Below are 17,224 nucleotides of genomic sequence, written 5' to 3'. Positions count from 1 at the left end.
AACACTCTCGTAAGGTGGCTGGGGAATCATCGGGGGCGCCGAACCATTGAAGAGATCATGAGAACTTTTGTCCTCGGCGGAGGCTGCTTTTGGTGCCTCGACGCCGTCTACCAGAAAACCAAGGGCGTCAGCTCGGTCGTTTCGGGCTACACCGGAGGCCATGACCGCGACCCCGACTACTACTCCGTATGCTCCGGAACCACCGGCCACGCCGAGGTGGTGGCGGTGACGTTCGACGAGGACGTCATTCCCGCCGACGTCATCCTGGACATGTTCTTCGCCCTCCACGACCCCACCACGCTGAACCGGCAGGGCTATGACGTCGGCACGCAGTACCGGTCCTCGATGTTCTACGAGACCACCGAGGAAAAGATCCTGTTCGAGGAGGCCATCGAACGCAACCAGGCCCTGTGGCGGCATCCGATCGTCACCGAGGTCAGCCGGCTGCCGAAGTTCCATGTGGCGGAGGATTTCCACCAGGACTACTTCGCCAAGTACCCCGAGCAGGGCTACTGCCAGGTGATCATCAACCCGAAGCTGGCCAAGGCGAGGAAATATTACTCTGCATGGCTTAATGCTTAGCTAGGGTCTGCACGCGCTCGTTAGGCTGACCTCAGTTATCCCTCTTCAAAGACAGGCATACATACATGGCACCGATCTATGACGATGTAACCCAGCTGGTGGGCGGAACTCCGCTGGTCCGGCTGAACCGGCTGACCGAGGGCCTTGACGCCACCGTGGCAGTCAAGCTGGAGTTCTACAACCCGGCCAACAGCGTCAAGGACCGGATCGGCGTCGCCATCGTCGATGCTGCGGAGAAGTCCGGGGCCCTCAAGCCCGGCGGTACGATCGTCGAAGGCACGTCCGGCAACACCGGAATCGCCCTGGCCATGGTGGGCGCGGCCCGCGGCTACAAGGTCATCCTGACCATGCCGGAAACCATGTCCACGGAACGCCGGGTCATGCTGCGCGCGTACGGCGCCGAGATTGTCCTGACCCCCGGTTCCGAGGGCATGCGCGGGGCCGTGGAGAAGGCCCAGGAGATCGTGGCCAACACGGAGAACTCCATCTGGGCCCAGCAGTTCGCCAACGAGGCCAACCCGGAGGTCCACCGCCGCACCACGGCCGAGGAAATCTGGGCGGACACCGACGGCAAGGTGGACATCTTCGTCGCCGGCGTCGGCACCGGCGGCACCGTCACCGGCGTCGGACAGGTCCTGAAGGAGCGCAAGCCCGACGTCCAGATCATCGCCGTCGAGCCCAAGGACTCCCCCATCCTCAACGGCGGCGCCCCGGGCCCGCACAAGATCCAGGGCCTCGGCGCGAACTTCATCCCCGATATCCTCGACACCAACGTCTACGACGAGGTCATCGACGCCACGCTGGAGGATTCCGTCCGCGTCGCGCGCGATCTCGGCATCAAGGAAGGCATCCTGGGCGGCATCTCCTCCGGCGCCATCGTCTGGGCGGCCCTGGAACTCGCCAAGCGCCCGGAGAACGCCGGTAAACTCATTGTTGCCATCGTCTGCGACTTCGGTGAGCGTTACATCTCCACTGTGCTGTACGACGACATCCGCGGCTAAGCCCGGCCGCTGCCCCACGATTCCCCAGAAAGGTCTTTGTGAGCTTCTTCGCAAGACTGAAGGAAGACCTCGACGCCGCCCGGTCCCACGACCCGGCGGCTCGGGGTTCTTTTGAGAACTTCTTCGCCTACTCCGGCCTGCACGCGATCTGGTTCCACCGCCTGACGCACCGGCTGTGGCAAAACCCGGCGCTGCGGTTCCCGGCCCGGCTCATCTCCCAGCTGGCCAGGTTCCTCACCGGCATCGAGATCCATCCGGGAGCCACCATCGGCCGGCGCTTCTTCATTGACCACGGCATGGGCGTGGTCATCGGCGAGACCGCCGAGATCGGCGAGGACGTCATGATCTACCACGGCGTGACGCTCGGCGGCCGCTCGCTCGCGAAGATCAAGCGCCACCCCACCATCGAGGACCGGGTCGTGATCGGTGCCGGCGCCAAGGTCCTGGGGCCCATCACGATCGGCCGCGACAGCGCCATCGGAGCCAATGCCGTGGTGGTCAAAGACGCCCCGGCCGAATCCATCGTCACCGGCGTGCCCGCCACCTGGCGCCACCGCGACGCCCAGCGCGAGACCAAACCCGCCGTCGACCCGGCCGAGTACCTGATCGAATACCGCATCTAGGCACCCTTACCCGGGGAACCGCTTGTAGATGTTCCAGAGGACGGCGTCGAACGCACGGTCCGGCAGCAGGTGGCGCAGCAGCAGGATCCCCCGGGCGCTGGCGCCCACGGGATAACGCGTCTTGGGCCGGCGGGCGGTGGCCGCGTGCAGGATTGCCTCCGCGACGAGCTCCGGCCGGGTCGAGCTGGCGGGGTTGTCCGTAGTGCCCAGTGCGGCCGCCACGACCCTGGCCTGGGCCGCATAGGGGCCGCTCCCGGAACTGGCCAACAGGCCCTGCGCCGCAATGGCGCCCCATTCCGACTGCGTCCCGGCGGGCTCGATGATCGCCACGTCAATGCCGTGTGGCTTGAGCTCGAGCCGCAGCGAATCACTCAGGCCCTCCACGGCAAACTTCGTCGCGTGGTACCAGGCGCCGAGCGGTTCGTACATCTTTCCCCCGATGGAGGAGATGTTGATGATCCTGCCCGCACGCGCTGCCCGCATGGCCGGGATCACGAGCTGCGTCATGCGCGCCAGGCCGAAGACGTTCACATCGAACTGCCGCCGCCCCTCAGCGAGCTCCACCTCCTCGAGCGAGCCGTACGTCCCGTAGCCGGCGTTGTTGACGAGGACATCGATGCGCCCGTGCGCGGCCAGCACTTCCCCGACGGCGGCGCTCATCGAGTCCTCGTCCGTCACGTCCAGGGCCACCACGTTGACGCCGGAGGCCTTCAGCGGCTCCATTTTCTCCACCCTGCGGGCCCCGGCATAGACCGTGAAGCCGGCCGCGGCGAGCTTCCTCGCGGTTTCAAAGCCGATCCCGGTGGATGCACCGGTGACGAACGCTACGGGCTGGGACATGGGCTGAACTCCTTGGCAGGTGTCGCCGGAAACACGGACGGCCGGCGCCTCCCAGAGTATCTGGAAAGGCGCCGGCCGTCCGGAGTCGCGCTAGTGGGTGTCGACTGCCTCGATCTCGGACTTGTCCTCGCCCCAGAGGGTGTGGAACGTGCCTTCTGCATCGACGCGGCCGTAGGTGTGCGCGCCGAAGAGGTCGCGCTGGCCCTGGATGACGGCGGCCGGCAGGCGCTTGCGGCGCAGGCCGTCGTAGTAGGCCAGCGAGGAGGAGAACACCGGCACCGGGATGCCGAGCTGGACCGCGGTGGACACCACGCGGCGCCAGGCCGGGAGGACGTCGGCGATCGCCTTGGTGAAGGCCGGGGCGAAGAGCAGGTTGGCCGGCTTCTCCGCCGCGGCGTAGGCCTTCGTGATCTCCTTGAGCAGTTCGGCACGGATGATGCAGCCGCCGCGCCACAGCGAGGCGATTTCGTCCAGCTTCAGGTCCCAGCCGTATTCCTTGGCGGCGGACGTGAGCATGTCCAGCCCCTGCGCGTAGGAGACCAGCTTCGAGGCGTAGAGCGCCTGGCGGACGTCCTCGACAAAGCTCTCGGGGACCTCGACGGCGGCCTCGCCGCCGGCCAGCAGTTCCTGGGCCAGCTTGCGCTGTTCGGCCTGGGAGGACAGGGCCCGGGCGAACACGGACTCGGCGATGCCCGAGGTCGGGGAACCGAGCTCAAGCGCGGAGATAACGGTCCAGCGCCCGGTGCCCTTCTGGCCGGCGGCATCCACCACGACGTCGACGAACGGCTTGCCGGTCTTGGCGTCGACGTGGCCGAGGACCTCGGCCGAGATCTCGATCAGGAAGGAGGCGAGGTCGCCCTTGTTCCACTCTTCGAAGATCTTGGCCTGGTCGGCCGGTTCGATTCCAGCGCCCGAGCGCAGCAGGTCGAAGGCCTCGCCGATGACCTGCATGTCGGCGTATTCGATTCCGTTGTGGACCATCTTGACGAAGTGTCCGGCGCCGTCGGTGCCGATCCAGGCGCAGCAGGGCTGGCCGTCGACGTGCGCGGCGATCTTTTCCAGCAGCGGGCCGAGGGCGTCGTAGGACTCCTTGGAACCGCCCGGCATGATCGAGGGGCCGTTCAGGGCGCCCTCTTCACCACCGGAGACGCCGATGCCGACGAAGTGCAGGTCTTTCTTGGCCAGGGCGGCCTCGCGGCGGCGGGTGTCCTCGTAGTGCGAGTTGCCGGCGTCGATGATGATGTCGCCGGGTTCCAGCAGCGGTTCGAGCTGTTCGATCACGGAGTCCACCGGCTTGCCGGCCTTGACCATGATCAGGACGCGGCGCGGCTTCTCCAGGGAGTCCACCAGTTCCTGCAGCGTTTCGGTGCGGACGAAGTCGCCCTCGTCACCGTGCTTGGCGAGCAGTGCGTCCGTCTTTTCCACGGACCGGTTGTGCAGGGCAACGGTGAAGCCGTTCCGGGCCAGGTTGCGTGCGAGGTTGGCCCCCATCACCGCGAGGCCGGTGACACCGATGTGTGCTGACATCAAAACTCCAATTCATTTCTGTACACCACGTCCGTACGGCGATTCCGGTACGACGTTCATGTAGGACTCGGGCAGGTCGTGCCGCATGGGGCGGAACCCGCGCTTGAGGTTCAGTGGCTGTCTATAAACCATATGTATTTCCGCGGGTTGCGGGAAAGCAGCGCCCACGTAGCGGAACACTGCGCGTCACAAACAGTCTATGATCCCCGGCACCCGCCCCGCCGCCCGGCCTGGATGAGGCCCGCGGCATTATGCTTACGACTATGTCAACCAGCCTCCACCATCGTGCCATTGAGCACCTCGGGACCCGGATTGTAGCGGGCGAGCTTCCGCCCGGGCACGTCATGCTTGCCGAGCACCTTGAGGAGGAACTCAAGGTTTCCCGCTCGGTGGTCCGCGAGGCGGTCCGGGTCCTCCAGTCCCTGGGCTTGGTGGAGACCATCAAGCGCGTCGGCATCCGGGTCCTGCCCTCCAGCCGGTGGAACCCGTTCGATCCGCTCGTGATCCGCTGGCGCCTGGCCGGCGAGGGCCGCGGCGCGCAGCTGCGCTCCCTGGCCGAGCTCCGTACCGCCGTCGAGCCCGTGGCTGCCGAGCTCGCAGCAGCCAACGCCCCCCAGGAACTCCGCCAGGAACTCGTAGAGATCTCCCACGCGATGCGCGACGCCGGGCAGGCCGGGGACGTGCCCCGGTTCCTGGAGCTAGACATCCTGTTCCATTCGCTGTTACTGACCGGCTCCGGCAACGAGATGTTCGCCAACATGGTGGGCCAGGTGACCGAAACCCTGACCGGCCGCACCGTCCACGGCCTGATGCCGGACCACCCGCGGGAGACTGCGTTGCAGTGGCATGTGGACGTCGCCGAGGCCATCGCGGCCGGGGACACCGCCGCGGCGCGCGAGGCCTCGGACCGGATCATGCGGGAGACGATCGCGGAGATGGAGCCGAGCTGGAAGAACCAGCCGCGGGTGTTTGTACCCGTTGAGCGCCACTGAGGCGGCGATCCCAGGAGCCCCAACGCACCTAGGATCGCCGGCACGGCGTCCGCTGTGGAAACCATCGCGGCGCCCCTCACGCCGGGGACGGCCGGAAGTCCAGCAGGACCTTGCCTGAAGCTGAGGAGTTCCTGGCCACCTCGAACGCTTCCATTCCGCGGTCCAGCGTGAACGTGTGCGTGACCACCGGGTCCACCGCCAGCGATCCGTCGGCGAGTGCGCCGATGACCTGATCGATTTCGTCGTTGAAGCGGAACGAGCCCACCAGCTCCAGCTCGCGCGTGATGGCCAGCGAGATCAGGACCGGCTGGGGGCCGGTAGGCAGCAGGCCGACCATCACGACGCGGCCGCCGCGGGTTGCGCCCTGGATGGCCGAGGCGAGGCCGTGGTGGCTGCCCGAGGACTCGATGACGACGTCGGCCTCGACGGCGGCGATCGCGCCGGCGTCGTCGCCCTTGAGGACCGCATCCGCTCCCACGGCCGCGGCGATTTCCAGCGGTTTGGCGTGCATGTCGACGGCGACGATCCGGCCTGCGCCGGCGCGTTTGAGGACGGCGACCGCCAGGGCCCCGATGGGTCCGCTGCCAATCACGAGTGCCGTCTTTCCGGCCACATCACCGGCGCGGGAGACGGCGTGCCAGGCGACGCTGGCAGGCTCGATCAGCGCCGCCGTGCGCAGGCCAATGCTCTCCGGCAGCGCCCGGAGCATCCGCACCGGCAGGTTCACATACCGGCTGAACGCGCCGTCGGTGTGCGGAAAGCGTGCGGCGCTGCCGAGGTACGTGCAGCCCGGGGAGAGATTCGGCCGGTCCGCCGGATAGCGCGCCGCACCCGGACCGGGGGTGGCCGGATGCACCGCGACGGCGGTGCCGGCGGCGGGGCCTGATCCGTCCGCCGCGGCGCGGACCACGGTCCCGGAAATCTCGTGCCCGAGCACCAGCGGTGTCTTCAGGACGGACTCCCCCGCGGCGCCGTGCAGCCAGTAGTGCAGGTCGGAGCCGCAGATACCGCCGAAGGCCACTTCGACGACGGCTTCATCGGGTGCCGGCTCGGACACGGGAATGTCCTGGATCCGGAGATCGCCTGCCGCGTGGGCCACCACGGCGGCGGCCGTGGCCGGGAGTTCTGCTGCGCCGCGCATCAGACCACCACCGTCATTCCGCCGTCGATAAAGATGGTCTGGCCGTTCACGAAGTCCGAGCCGCTGGACGCCAGCCACACCGCGGGTCCGGCCAGGTCCTGCACGGTCCCCCACCGGTGCGCCGGGGTCCGGCCCAGGATCCAGGCGTTGAAGGCCTCGTCGTCCACCAGGTTCTGGGTCATTTCGGTGTGGATGTAGCCCGGCGCGATCCCGTTGATCTGCAGCCCCGATCCGGCCCATTCCGCAGTCATGGCCCGGGTCAGGTTCCGCAGCCCGCCCTTGGCCGCAACGTACGGGGCGATGGTGGGCCGGGCGAGGTCGGTCTGGACCGAACAGATGTTGATGATCTTACCCCGGCCGCGCGGGATCATGTGCCGGGCCGCCGCACGCCCCACGAGGAAGGCGCTGGTCAGGTCCGTGGAGATCACCCGCTCCCAGTCGGCGACGTCGAGGTCGAGCATGGGGACGCGGTGCTGGATGCCGGCGTTGTTCACCAGGATCTCCAGCGGCCCGACGTTCTCTTCCACCCAGGCGACGCCCCGGGCGGCCTCGGCGTCGCTGGTGACGTCGAACGCGCAACTGTGCACCCGCCCCGGCGGGTAATCCGCGGCCATCGCCGCCTCGGCGTCCTTGAGCCGTTCGGTGTTGATGCCGTTGAGCACCACCGTGGCGCCGGCGTCGGCCAGGGCACGGGCCAGCGCATTGCCGATCCCTCGGCTGGAGCCGGTGACCAGTGCGGTCCGGCCTGTCAGGTCAAATAGTCCACTCATGGTTCGCTGATCCTCAATTGGTCTTTGCTGCCGGGTTGTTGCTGGTGTTGTCGCTGGTGTTGCCACGTGTGGCGTCGCCGAGGTTGGCGATGGCTTGCCGCACAACGGCGAGGTCCCGGTCCCCCAGGCCCTGGCGCTTGAGCTCCGCGTAGAGCTTCACGCCGGAGGCCGCCATCGGTGCTGCGGCGCCGGCGGCGGCGGCGCTTTCGAGCACGAAGGACAGATCCTTGTGCATGAATTTGGCGGGTCCGGTGGGCTCATAGTCCTTCGCAGCAAGCCGGGGTCCCACGATCTCGAGTACCCGGCTGCCGGCCAGGCCGCCGGCGAGCACCTCGTACAGGGCGTGCACGTCCATGCCGGAGCGTTCGGCGAGCTCCGCTGCCTCGGCGAGCGCCGCCGTCGTGGTTCCCACAATCAGCTGGTTGCACGCCTTGGCGAGCGAGCCGGAGCCCAGCGGCCCCAAGCGCCGCACGGTGCCGCCCATCGCGTCAAAGAGTGGCCGGAGCCGCCGGAAGTCGTCCTCGCCGGCGCCTGCCATGATGGCGAGGGTTCCGTCAACGGCACCTTTGGTGCCGCCGCTGACGGGAGCATCGACGACGACGGCGCGGCCACCGCTGGCCCCGGCGACCCGGGCGCCGAATTCCTTGACCGCTGACGGGGAGACGCTGCTCATGACGACGACGACGACGGTTCCGGCGGCGGGCGGTTCGGCAGCCCAGCCCGCCAGGAGGGAGGCGGCCGAGTCCTCGATGTAGGACAGGTCCGGAAGCATGAAGATGATGACCGGCATGTCGCGGAGCTCGTCCACGCGGGCCACGCGGGAGCCGCCGAGTGCCTCGAATGCGTCCAGTGCCGCAGGTGAGCGGTTCCAGGCGCTGACGTCCCAGCCCGCCTTGAGGAGGTTCGCGGCCATCGGAGCACCCATCAGCCCGAGGCCGACAAACCCGGCTTCCTTTCGGTCCAGTTCCATATTTCCTCACTCCGTCGTGGTTAATCTTCGAAATCTGTTCAGCATCCTAGCCTCCATTCAGTATGATGAACACTATGACGACCAAAACCACCGTCGCAATCGCCGTCCCGCTCGAAGCCGAGCCTGTGGAACGCATCCGCGCCGTAGATCCTTCCGTGACCGTCCTCTACGAACCCGACCTCTTGCCGCCGGAACGCTTTCCCGCGGACCACTCGGGCGACCCGGACTTCCGCCGGACGCCGGAGCAGGAGGAGCGCTACTGGGACATGCTCAACAAGGCCGAGGTCCTGTACGGGTTCCCCAACGAGAGCCCGGCAGGCCTTGCCAGGATCGCCGGCAGCAATCCCCGCCTGGAGTGGATCCATGCCATGGCGGCCGGGGCCGGCGGCGCCGTGAAGGCATCGGGCCTGGACGCCGCGACGCTGCAGAAGTTCAAGGTCACCACCTCCGCCGGGGTCCACGCCCTGCCGCTGGCCGAGTTCGCCGCGCTCGGCATCCTCAACGGTTTCAAGCGGAGCGCGGAACTGGCGCAGGACCAGGCGGCCAAGCTCTGGCCCGAGCTCCGCACCCCCACGCGCCTGGTCAACGGCTCCCGCCTCGTGGTCACCGGACTGGGCGAGATCGGGCTCGAGACGGCCCGGATCGCCCGCGCCCTGGGCATGCGCGTCAGCGGGACCAAGCGGACCGTGGAGAAGATCGACGGCATCGAGCAGGTCACGGACAACGACGGCCTCGCCGGCCTCCTGAGCACGGCCGACGCCGTGGTCAACACCCTTCCCGGCACGCCGTACACGGAGAAGCTCTTTGGCCGGGACGCCTTCGCGGCCATGAAGCCCGGAACGGTCTTCATCAACGTGGGCCGCGGCACCGTGGTTGACGAAGAGGCGCTCCTCGAGGCGCTCGGCAACGGCCAGGTCTCCTATGCCTGCCTCGACGTGTTTGCCGTGGAGCCGCTCCCGCAGGACAGCCCGCTGTGGACCCACCCCAGGGTGATGGTGTCCCCGCACACCTCGGCCCTCAGCGCAGCCGAGAACCGGCTCATCGCCGAGCGCTTCTGCAGCAACCTGCGCACCCACCTCGACGGCGGCGAACTCCCCCACCTCGTGGACACGGTGCACTTCTACTAAAGCCAGACCCGCATATCGCAAGGGGCGGCCTCTCCGGAAACGGAGGGGCCGCCCCTTGCGTTGGTGCACGGCAGCCGCGGTGACCGACGTCCTACTCTGCGATGCGAATATGGCCCATCGACGCGGCATCCTGCTCGGCGACGCGCAGATTGCCCATCGACGCGGGTATCCCGGTAGCGCCGGGCATTTTGCGCGTCGCGCGGCACGTGCCGTGTCGCAGAAACGGCCGCGGCCCCTTCCCGGATTGGAAGGGGCCTCGGCCTGGCGTCCTGAGGACTGCGTGCTGATGAGGGCGCGTGCGCCTAGCGCGCATCCTCGATCAGCAGGAGGTCGCGTCCCACGGTTTCCGGCGTGAAGAACGTGGTGATGAAGGAGATCAGCGCCAGCACCAGCGAGTAGACGGCGAGCACGAGCCAGGAGTGATCGGTGGCGGCCAGCAGCGCGGCGCCCACGAGCGGAACGAGTCCGCCGGCCAGCACGGCGGAGAGCTCGCGGCTCATGGCCACGCCCGTGAAGCGGTACTGCGAGCCGAAGAGTTCCGGCAGCATCGGGCACTGCGGGCCGAGCATGGACTGGACACCGAGCGCGATGCCCACCACCATCACAATCCACACGAGGGTGACATTGCCCAGGGTCACGAGGTAGAACGCGGGCAGCGCGATGGCGGCCTGGAACAGCGCGCCGTAGCGGTAGACGGGCACGCGGCCGAACCGGTCGGACAGCGCACCGAACGTGATCACCATGACGGCGGCGAAGCCGGCGGCGATGAGCAGGCCCACCGGGCCGATGAACTTGTCTCCCGGGAACACGCCGTCTTTGGACGCCAGGAACGCGATGAGCAGGGCGGAGTAGATCGAGGAATTCCCGTTCTCCCCCATCCGCAAGCCGATGCCGATCAGCACATTCTTCTTGGAGTGCTTCCAGAGCTGGCCGATGGGGTTCTTCACCACATTCTTGTGTTTTTCCAGTTCCTGGAAGACCGGCGTTTCCTTCAGCCGCAGCCGGATGAAGATGGCCACCACGATCAGAAGGGCGCTGGCCAGGAAGGGCACGCGCCACAGCCAGCCTTCCAGGACGGCTTTGTCCGCCATGGCAATGAGCGCAAACGTCCCGGCGCCGAGCAGGGTGCCCAGCTGGATACCCACGAACGGGAGCGAGGCGAAAAAGCCGCGACGGCGGCGGGGTGCGACCTCGGAAATCAACGTGGTCGCGCCGGCCTGTTCGGCACCGGCGCCCAGCCCCTGGAGGATGCGCAGCGTCACCAGGAGGACGGCGCCCAGCATGCCTGCCTGCTCGTAGGTCGGCAGCAGGCCGATGGCAAAGCTGGCGGACCCCATCAGGGCGATCGTGAGGATGAGGACCATCTTGCGGCCGAACCGGTCCCCGATATACCCGAAGACCATGCCGCCAAACGGCCGGGCCGCGAAACCGACGCCATAGGTGGCGAACGATGCGATCAGGGCCCCGTCGTCGCCGAGCGGCTTGAAGAAGAGCGGGCCGAAGATCAGGGCCGAGGCCAGGCCGTAGATGTAGAAGTCGTAGTACTCCAGGGCGGAACCCACGGAGCTGGCAAGCGTTGCCCGTCGCAGCTGGTCCGGATCGACGACGGCGCCGTCCGCTTCAGCGAGCGGTGTATTAGTACTAGTTGTCACAAGCACTCCCTCAAGAACACTCCAGACCCCCGTTGGCCTGGTGGGATGTGAGCAACTCCCGAAGAGTCGATCACCATGCTGAACAGCGTACAGCATGGTGATCGGCTAGCCAATGAGTAATCGGATTTATTCCTGCCGGCCCTGCGGAACCCCGTGCGGGCGGGTTAGCCCATGGGATTTCCGAGGGACCGGGCGAGGTCCTTGAGTTCCTTCACCATCATGGCGCCCTGCTCTTCCGAGTAGGTCGCCTTCAACGCGGTGACCGAGAGGCCCAGGCTGGGGCCGTGCGCACCGCGCGTCGGGACGGCCACGGCCAGGCACACGACGCCGGTGGTGGACTCCTCGTCTTCAAAGGCGTAGCCCTGCTCCCGGATCACGGCGAGCTGGGCCTTGAGCTCGGCCCCCGTACGCAGCGATTTCGGCGTCAGGACCGGCAGTTCGGCGTCGTCCGGGAACATCTCGTCGACGTCGTGGTCGTGCAGGCGCGCTATCAGGGCCTTGCCCACGGCGCAGAGGGACACCGGCATCTTGTCGCCGATGTTGGACGTCAGGCGGACCGCGGGGTGGCCTTCATAGCGGGCCAGGTAGATGACGTTTGTTCCGTCAAGCATGGCGATGCGGACGGTCTCCCCCGAAAGCGTTGGGGCCTGTTCGCAGAACCGGTAGAACTCCTGCACCTCATCCAGGCGGCTGAGGTAGGCCGCACCCAGCTCCACCAGCTTGCGTCCGAGCGTGAATTCCGCGCCCTGGCGGTTGATCAGCCTGGCCTCCTCGAGGGCGAGCAGCAGATTGGACGTTGAGGACTTCGGGATTCCCAGCTCCCGGGCCAGATCGCTCAGCGTGAGTCGCCCGGTCGCAGATGCGGCCAGGGCCTCCAGCACGGCGGCGGCGCGGGTGACGGCCGGTGCCGGTGATGCGCTCCCCAATCCGTCGGAGGTTCGGGAAACTCGGGAATCGGCCATGATTCTCCTTCAGGTATCGCGCGCAGTCGCCGCGCCACTCATTCGAATGCCGTCCAGTCAGCTGAACAGTAACCATCATAATGTCTGGCGGCCGCCACGGGATTCGTGAGTTCGCCGACGCCGGCAATGTGGCAGCTGACGGTATCGCCGGGAACGATCGGGGCGGCCTCGGCCGGGAAGCCCGTGAGCACCAGGTCCCCCGGGTGCAGCGTCATGAAGGAGGTGATGTAGGCGAGGATTTCTTCCACCTTCCAGCCGAGATCGGCAGAGCTGGCCGCCTTGAGCTCCACGCCGTTGTGCCTGATGCCGATCTCGAGGTCATCACCTGTCAGATCCGTGACGATCCAGGGACCGGCAGGCGTGAACGTGTCCTGGCTCTTGGCGCTGACCCACAGCTCGTCGGATTGCTGCAGGTCCCTGGCCGAGACGTCGTTTCCGATGGTGTACCCCAGAACCGCGGTCCTCGCGTTGCCGGGTGTCAGCCCCCGGGCCCTGCTCCCGACGACGATTGCCAGCTCCGCTTCCGGCTCGACACGGCCCACTCCGGGCCTGAGTTCGATGGCGTCGCCCGGACCCACCACGCTGGTCGCCGCCTTGTGGAAGGCCTGCGGAGGCAGGTCACGGCCGGCGCGGCCGGTTTTGTGCGCCATGCCCAGGACGTTGGCCGGGATGCTTGGCGCGAGGAAGGTGAATTCCCCTTCATGGACCGTCGCGCCGATGTCCCACCCGCTGCGGGGCCGGCTACCGGCGTTGGCCGGAGAGCCCGGGAAGGGGGTCCCGGTCACCGTCCAGACCTTGCCGGTGTCGCTGTAGAAGTCCGCAGCGTCGTTGGCGATAAAGAAATGCTCGTCCTCGGCAACAGGGGAAAGCGGGCGGACTCGGGCGATGCGGCGGGCAGTCGTGGCGGTCATGAACACATCCTAGGTCTCCGCGGGTACGCGGCGGCTCCGCGCCGACATCCCGGCCACTCCGGGCCCGAATTAGGCCATCGACTGGGGTATTTCTCCCGGCCGGAATCCCGCCCGCGCGTTTCACATTTCCAAATGTTCACGGTATATTCATAACAAGCCTTCCACCGCGGCATCCCCCAATAGTCGCGGTGGAAGGCTTTTCCAATGCCCGGGTTTTCCCAAGGACCGGGTTAGGGGCCGCCGGCCTATGCGGCGTCCGCGACCGCCTCCCGCAGCCGCCAGCCGCCGCCGAGGCCGTCCCGGACGATTTCCATGGTGGTGAGGGCCGATTGCCGGTTGCGGCCAAGCCGTGCCTGGATCTGCCAGACCTCGACGTCCACCCGGCTCAGTCCCTTCGGCATGCGGCGCTCCGCCTCCCACCAGTTGACCCGCTCAAACCAGCGGACCGGTTCGGCCCCGATCAACCATTCCCTGCCTCCGCGCAGCACGGCCTGGGGCCGCCCGTCCGGGCCTGTTTTCACCATCACGTGCTCCATGCCCGTCACACTAGGGGGGAGCACGGACATTTTCGGCGCCCGCACGGAAAGTGGAGGCCCGGGCTCAAAAGCCCGGGCCACAACTCCGCCCTCAGTCGTTAGTCGGCGGCGTGCACGGCCACGACGCGAGGCTGGCGCAAGCGGATAAAGACGTCCGCCGGCTGGCGGTTCTTGCCCCTCAGGGTAATGCCGGAGATGCTGGCCCCGTCCGGGAGAAGAAGGCTCTGGCGCACGACGCCCTGTGAGCTCTTCGACCATGCCTGCCGGCTCCACCCGAAGGTAGCGCTGTTCCGCAGCCCGAGCGCCTCGGGATCAACGCCATCCGCACCATGGAGATCATAGGAGACCACGGCAAATCCTCCCTGAAGCCTCCTGGCCGACTCGAACTCAAACTCAAACTCGACCAGCCCGGCTTCGATTCCCGAATCCAGCGGAAAGGTCAGCACGGTCTCTTCGGTCAGGCGCAGCGGTTCCGAACCGGGCGTGGACAGCTCATGTGCCACGGGTTCGCCGCGGACGATGTCCTCAAAAAGGCTCGGCCATTTCGCGGCGGAAACATCGGCCGAGTGCACGGCCGGGAGCTTATCCAGGCGCGCCAGCGACGCTGCGACCCGTTCGTACGGGGTCTCGTTCAGCGTCGAGTCCTGATCGCTGTGACGGACCTGGAAGAACATGTGCTCCCGGGAGTCAAGGATGGTCGGCATGATCTGGTCCACGCCGTGGTGCGGGCCCGGCGTAATGATCGCGAGGCGGCGCTGAGCAGGGTCGAAGGCAGATACGAAGGCCATGCCCTGGGCAGACTTCGGGTGGTAGTACTCCCGAAGGTTCACCAGTTCATGTTCGCCCTTGTAGGCCGTCAGGCCGAGGCCGAACGAGATGGCCATCCCCACGTGGTTCAAGGTCCGATAGTTCTCAAGGTGCGTCAGGTAGTCGGCAGCCAGCACGTCGTCGTCGTCGAGCCGGAACCACACCACCGGCTGCACGCCGTCGGCAGCGTCAAACTTGCCGGCGAGGTCCTCCTCGACCAGGGGCAGCACTTCTTCGATGCCGGTTCCCCGGACCACCTCGTTCCACTCCACGGGCACCAGGAACGGGTACTTGGCCGCAGCCGCGAACAAGATGTCCTGGTGGCGCTTCGGGAGCAGCTCGGAGTACATCACAAAATGCTTGTAGTCATGGTTTTCCGCCATTACGGCAAGCGCGGGCACGGCCTTGTTGAAGAACATCTCGGCACGGAGGTTAAGGCGCTTTTCCGAGAACAGGTACTGCATGTAGTCATCCGGGGTCCTGAAAACCCCACTGCGCGACGTTTTCCACGAGTGCGATCCGGGTGAGAAGAGGCTGTAGCGCGTGACGCCATAGAACATGGTGATCCCCAATGGTCTTGCGAGGCTGAACAAATCACCTAACTCTACCCGGCAGCCGTCCTCCCCCGTGACGCCGGGCCCGCCGGGAACGACAAAACCCCGCCATTGCCGACCATCTGGTCCGGCATGACGGGGTTTTCTGTGGTGGGTCCTACCGGGATCGAACCGATGACATCCACGGTGTAAACGTGGCGCTCTACCAGCTGAGCTAAAGACCCAAACCGCGGCATCCGCGCCTCAGCGCTTCAACCAACGAACAGCTACTGTACAGGATGCCAGTGGCCAAGCGCCAATCGGTCCGACCCCTTCCTAGAGCGGGGGCAGCTCGGCGGCAAGCCAGCTCAGGGCCCCGCTGACGCCTGCGTCGAGCTTGATGGTGGCGAGGTCATCGCCGCGGGTGGCTCCCCGGTTGATGATGACGACGGCTTTGCCCTGTTTGGCGGCGTGCCGGACAAAGCGCAGGCCGCTCATGACGGTGAGGGACGAGCCTGCCACCAGGAGCGCCCGGGCCGCGTCGACCATGGCGTAGGAGCGCTCCACCCGGTCTTTGGGCACGTTTTCACCGAAGTAGACGAAGTCCGGTTTCAAGGTGCCCCCGCAGGCGGGACAGCGGGCAACGACGAAGGATTCGATCAGCCCGGAGTCCTCAACCGTGGCATCGGCATCGGGGGCCATTTCAATCGCCCCGGCGGCGTGGGCGCGTTCCAGGAATCCCGGGTTGAGTTCCTCGAGGACCCCGGCCAGGAGCCGGCGGCTGTACCGCCGGAGGCAGTCGAGGCACACCACCTGGTCGAAGCGGCCGTGCAGGTCCACGACGTTGACGCTGCCGGCGTCTTCGTGGAGACGGTCGACGTTCTGGGTGATGAGTCCGGTGAGCAGTCCGCGGTGCTCCAGCCGGGCGACGGCGGCATGTCCGTCGTTGGGGTCCGCGCGGCGAAGGTGCGACCAGCCGATGTGATTGCGGGCCCAGTAGCGCTGCCGGTTCGCCGCCTCGCCGATGAATTCCTGGTAGGTCATGGGCGCCCTCGGGGCAGCGCCGGGGCCCCGGTAGTCCGGGATGCCGGAATCGGTGCTCAGGCCGGCGCCGGTCAGCACGGCGAACCGGCCCCCGGCGAGAAGACCGTGGATGTCCTGCAGGACCTCGAGCTCGTCCCGCTGGAGTTCGGCCGAGGTCGCGGCGGCCGTGACCGGCGGGAGGCTGGCAAAGCCAGTCATGCCGATCCCGGGGCGCCGCTGCCTCACCGGATCAGCTCCCGCCGAGCCCCGCCAGGGCGGCCCGGTATTCGGCAAGGTCCCGGGCCTGGCCGCGGGGATTGACGACGACGTAGCGGACAACGCCCGCGGCGTCGATGATGAAGGTGCCTCGCAGTGCCATGCCGCTTTCGGGGTCGAACACGCCGTAGGCCGAGGCCACGGCGCCGTGCGGCCAGAAGTCGGCGAGAAGGTCGAAACCGTAGCCTTCTTTTTCGGCGTAGGCCCGCTGGGCGAACTTGCTGTCCACCGAAACAGCCAGCACTGCGGCGTCGGCATCCTCGAACAGCGCGAGGTTGTCCCGGATTTCACACAGTTCACCGGTGCAGATGCCTGAGAAAGCGAACGGATAGAAGACCACGACGACGTTGCGGCCCCGGAAGTCGGAGAGGCGGACCGGCTCTCCGAACTGATTGGCGAGCTCAAAGTCCGGTGCGGGATCGCCAACGGCCGGCACCCCACCGGGAACAGGGGTAACGGCGCCGGCCGGCCGGGCGGCGTCGTTCTGGACTGCTTGGGTCACTTGTTCTTCCGCGTGACCAGCCGGGTGGCGCTCCAGTCCTTGGAGACGCCGGCCGAGGTGGTGTAGTGGAGTCCCGCAGTGGGCGCGGCGTCCTGGATGTCGGCGGGCGAAACATAGCCGACCCGCCCGGACTTGGGGGTCAGGACCCACACGACACCGCCCTCAGTGAGGGTGGTCAGCGAATCGACCAGGGTGTCAACGAGGTCGCCGTCACCGGCCCGCCACCACAGGATGGCGGCATCGACCACTTCGTGATCGTCCTCGTCGAGGAGTTCCGAGCCCGTGAGATCTTCGATGTCGTCACGCAAGTCGAAGTCGACGTCGTCGTCATAACCGAATTCCTGAATCAGGTCCCCGTCTTTGAAACCCAGTTTCTCCGCCACATTTACCGAAGTGGCGGCGTCGGCCTCGCTCACGTGTTGCTCCTATGCTTTGTGAATTGCTTCATG

Annotated in this window: 18 protein-coding genes and 1 tRNA gene; 5 read left to right on the top strand and 14 right to left on the bottom strand. The window is 67.0% G+C overall.

What is annotated here, in order from left to right; all coding sequences use genetic code 11:
* Positions 1-57: 57 nt before the first annotated feature.
* The 3 genes from msrA to epsC all read left to right on the top strand — a co-directional run bounded on the left by msrA (position 58) and on the right by epsC (position 2,206).
* A complete protein-coding gene (gene msrA / locus ACVWZ7_RS18965) occupies positions 58-582 on the top strand; it encodes a peptide-methionine (S)-S-oxide reductase MsrA (RefSeq protein WP_116768651.1) in 525 nt (174 codons plus the stop codon).
* 65 nt (positions 583-647) lie between these two features.
* Positions 648-1,583, top strand: coding sequence for a cysteine synthase A (gene cysK / locus ACVWZ7_RS18960; RefSeq protein WP_344366354.1), 936 nt, complete (start codon positions 648-650; stop codon positions 1,581-1,583).
* A 38-nt stretch (positions 1,584-1,621) separates the two neighbouring features.
* Positions 1,622-2,206 (top strand): serine O-acetyltransferase EpsC, encoded by a 585-nt coding sequence (gene epsC, locus ACVWZ7_RS18955; protein WP_091253804.1) that lies wholly within the window; start codon positions 1,622-1,624, stop codon positions 2,204-2,206.
* Positions 2,207-2,212: 6 nt separating this feature from the next.
* On the opposite strand, the gene ACVWZ7_RS18950 is transcribed toward epsC, so the two are convergent.
* Both ACVWZ7_RS18950 and gndA read right to left on the bottom strand, forming a co-directional pair.
* Positions 2,213-3,046: an oxidoreductase gene (locus tag ACVWZ7_RS18950; RefSeq protein WP_116768653.1), complete on the bottom strand. Its 834-nt coding sequence runs from the start codon at positions 3,044-3,046 to the stop codon at positions 2,213-2,215.
* Between the two features lie 90 nt (positions 3,047-3,136).
* A complete protein-coding gene (gene gndA, locus ACVWZ7_RS18945; protein WP_116768654.1) occupies positions 3,137-4,573 on the bottom strand; it encodes an NADP-dependent phosphogluconate dehydrogenase in 1,437 nt (478 codons plus the stop codon).
* Between the two features lie 263 nt (positions 4,574-4,836).
* Between gndA and ACVWZ7_RS18940 the strand changes: the two genes are divergently transcribed.
* Entirely contained in the window at positions 4,837-5,565 is a 729-nt protein-coding gene (locus ACVWZ7_RS18940) for a FadR/GntR family transcriptional regulator (RefSeq protein ID WP_091256819.1), read from the top strand.
* Between the two features lie 76 nt (positions 5,566-5,641).
* On the opposite strand, the gene ACVWZ7_RS18935 is transcribed toward ACVWZ7_RS18940, so the two are convergent.
* The 3 genes from ACVWZ7_RS18935 to ACVWZ7_RS18925 are packed head-to-tail and all read right to left on the bottom strand — an operon-like array spanning position 5,642 to position 8,446.
* A complete protein-coding gene (locus tag ACVWZ7_RS18935) occupies positions 5,642-6,706 on the bottom strand; it encodes an L-idonate 5-dehydrogenase (RefSeq protein ID WP_456508743.1) in 1,065 nt (354 codons plus the stop codon).
* Positions 6,706-7,476: an SDR family oxidoreductase gene (locus ACVWZ7_RS18930; protein WP_456508742.1), complete on the bottom strand. Its 771-nt coding sequence runs from the start codon at positions 7,474-7,476 to the stop codon at positions 6,706-6,708. Before ACVWZ7_RS18930 ends, ACVWZ7_RS18935 begins: the two co-directional genes overlap by 1 nt.
* Positions 7,477-7,489: 13 nt before the next feature.
* Entirely contained in the window at positions 7,490-8,446 is a 957-nt protein-coding gene (locus tag ACVWZ7_RS18925) for an NAD(P)-dependent oxidoreductase (protein WP_456508741.1), read from the bottom strand.
* 62 nt (positions 8,447-8,508) lie between these two features.
* Here ACVWZ7_RS18925 and ACVWZ7_RS18920 point away from each other — a divergent pair, with 62 nt between their 5' ends.
* A complete protein-coding gene (locus ACVWZ7_RS18920; RefSeq protein ID WP_456508740.1) occupies positions 8,509-9,573 on the top strand; it encodes a D-2-hydroxyacid dehydrogenase in 1,065 nt (354 codons plus the stop codon).
* Positions 9,574-9,875: 302 nt separating this feature from the next.
* Here the strand turns inward: ACVWZ7_RS18920 and ACVWZ7_RS18915 are convergent, their stop codons facing one another.
* The 9 genes from ACVWZ7_RS18915 to ACVWZ7_RS18875 form a co-directional block, all read right to left on the bottom strand.
* Positions 9,876-11,225: an MFS transporter gene (locus ACVWZ7_RS18915; RefSeq protein WP_344366377.1), complete on the bottom strand. Its 1,350-nt coding sequence runs from the start codon at positions 11,223-11,225 to the stop codon at positions 9,876-9,878.
* Between the two features lie 164 nt (positions 11,226-11,389).
* Positions 11,390-12,187, bottom strand: coding sequence for an IclR family transcriptional regulator (locus ACVWZ7_RS18910; protein WP_344366380.1), 798 nt, complete (start codon positions 12,185-12,187; stop codon positions 11,390-11,392).
* 38 nt (positions 12,188-12,225) lie between these two features.
* Entirely contained in the window at positions 12,226-13,098 is an 873-nt protein-coding gene (locus tag ACVWZ7_RS18905) for a fumarylacetoacetate hydrolase family protein (protein WP_456508739.1), read from the bottom strand.
* Between the two features lie 245 nt (positions 13,099-13,343).
* Positions 13,344-13,622, bottom strand: coding sequence for a hypothetical protein (locus ACVWZ7_RS18900; RefSeq protein WP_091256832.1), 279 nt, complete (start codon positions 13,620-13,622; stop codon positions 13,344-13,346).
* A 110-nt stretch (positions 13,623-13,732) separates the two neighbouring features.
* Entirely contained in the window at positions 13,733-15,001 is a 1,269-nt protein-coding gene (locus ACVWZ7_RS18895) for a glycosyltransferase (protein ID WP_456509152.1), read from the bottom strand.
* Positions 15,002-15,143: 142 nt separating this feature from the next.
* Positions 15,144-15,219, bottom strand: a tRNA-Val gene (locus tag ACVWZ7_RS18890).
* A gap of 91 nt (positions 15,220-15,310) precedes the next feature.
* Positions 15,311-16,216, bottom strand: a complete 906-nt coding sequence (locus tag ACVWZ7_RS18885; protein ID WP_456508738.1) for an NAD-dependent protein deacetylase — start codon at positions 16,214-16,216, stop codon at positions 15,311-15,313.
* A gap of 31 nt (positions 16,217-16,247) precedes the next feature.
* Positions 16,248-16,709, bottom strand: coding sequence for a peroxiredoxin (locus ACVWZ7_RS18880; protein ID WP_116768666.1), 462 nt, complete (start codon positions 16,707-16,709; stop codon positions 16,248-16,250).
* Positions 16,710-16,771: 62 nt separating this feature from the next.
* Positions 16,772-17,191 carry a DUF3052 domain-containing protein gene (locus tag ACVWZ7_RS18875; protein WP_091256835.1) on the bottom strand — a complete coding sequence of 140 codons (420 nt, stop codon included), beginning with the start codon at positions 17,189-17,191 and terminating at the stop codon, positions 16,772-16,774.
* Positions 17,192-17,224 lie beyond the last annotated feature (33 nt).

This window comes from Arthrobacter sp. TE12232 (assembly GCF_054062615.1).
This window is presented reverse-complemented; position numbering and strand designations above follow the sequence as displayed.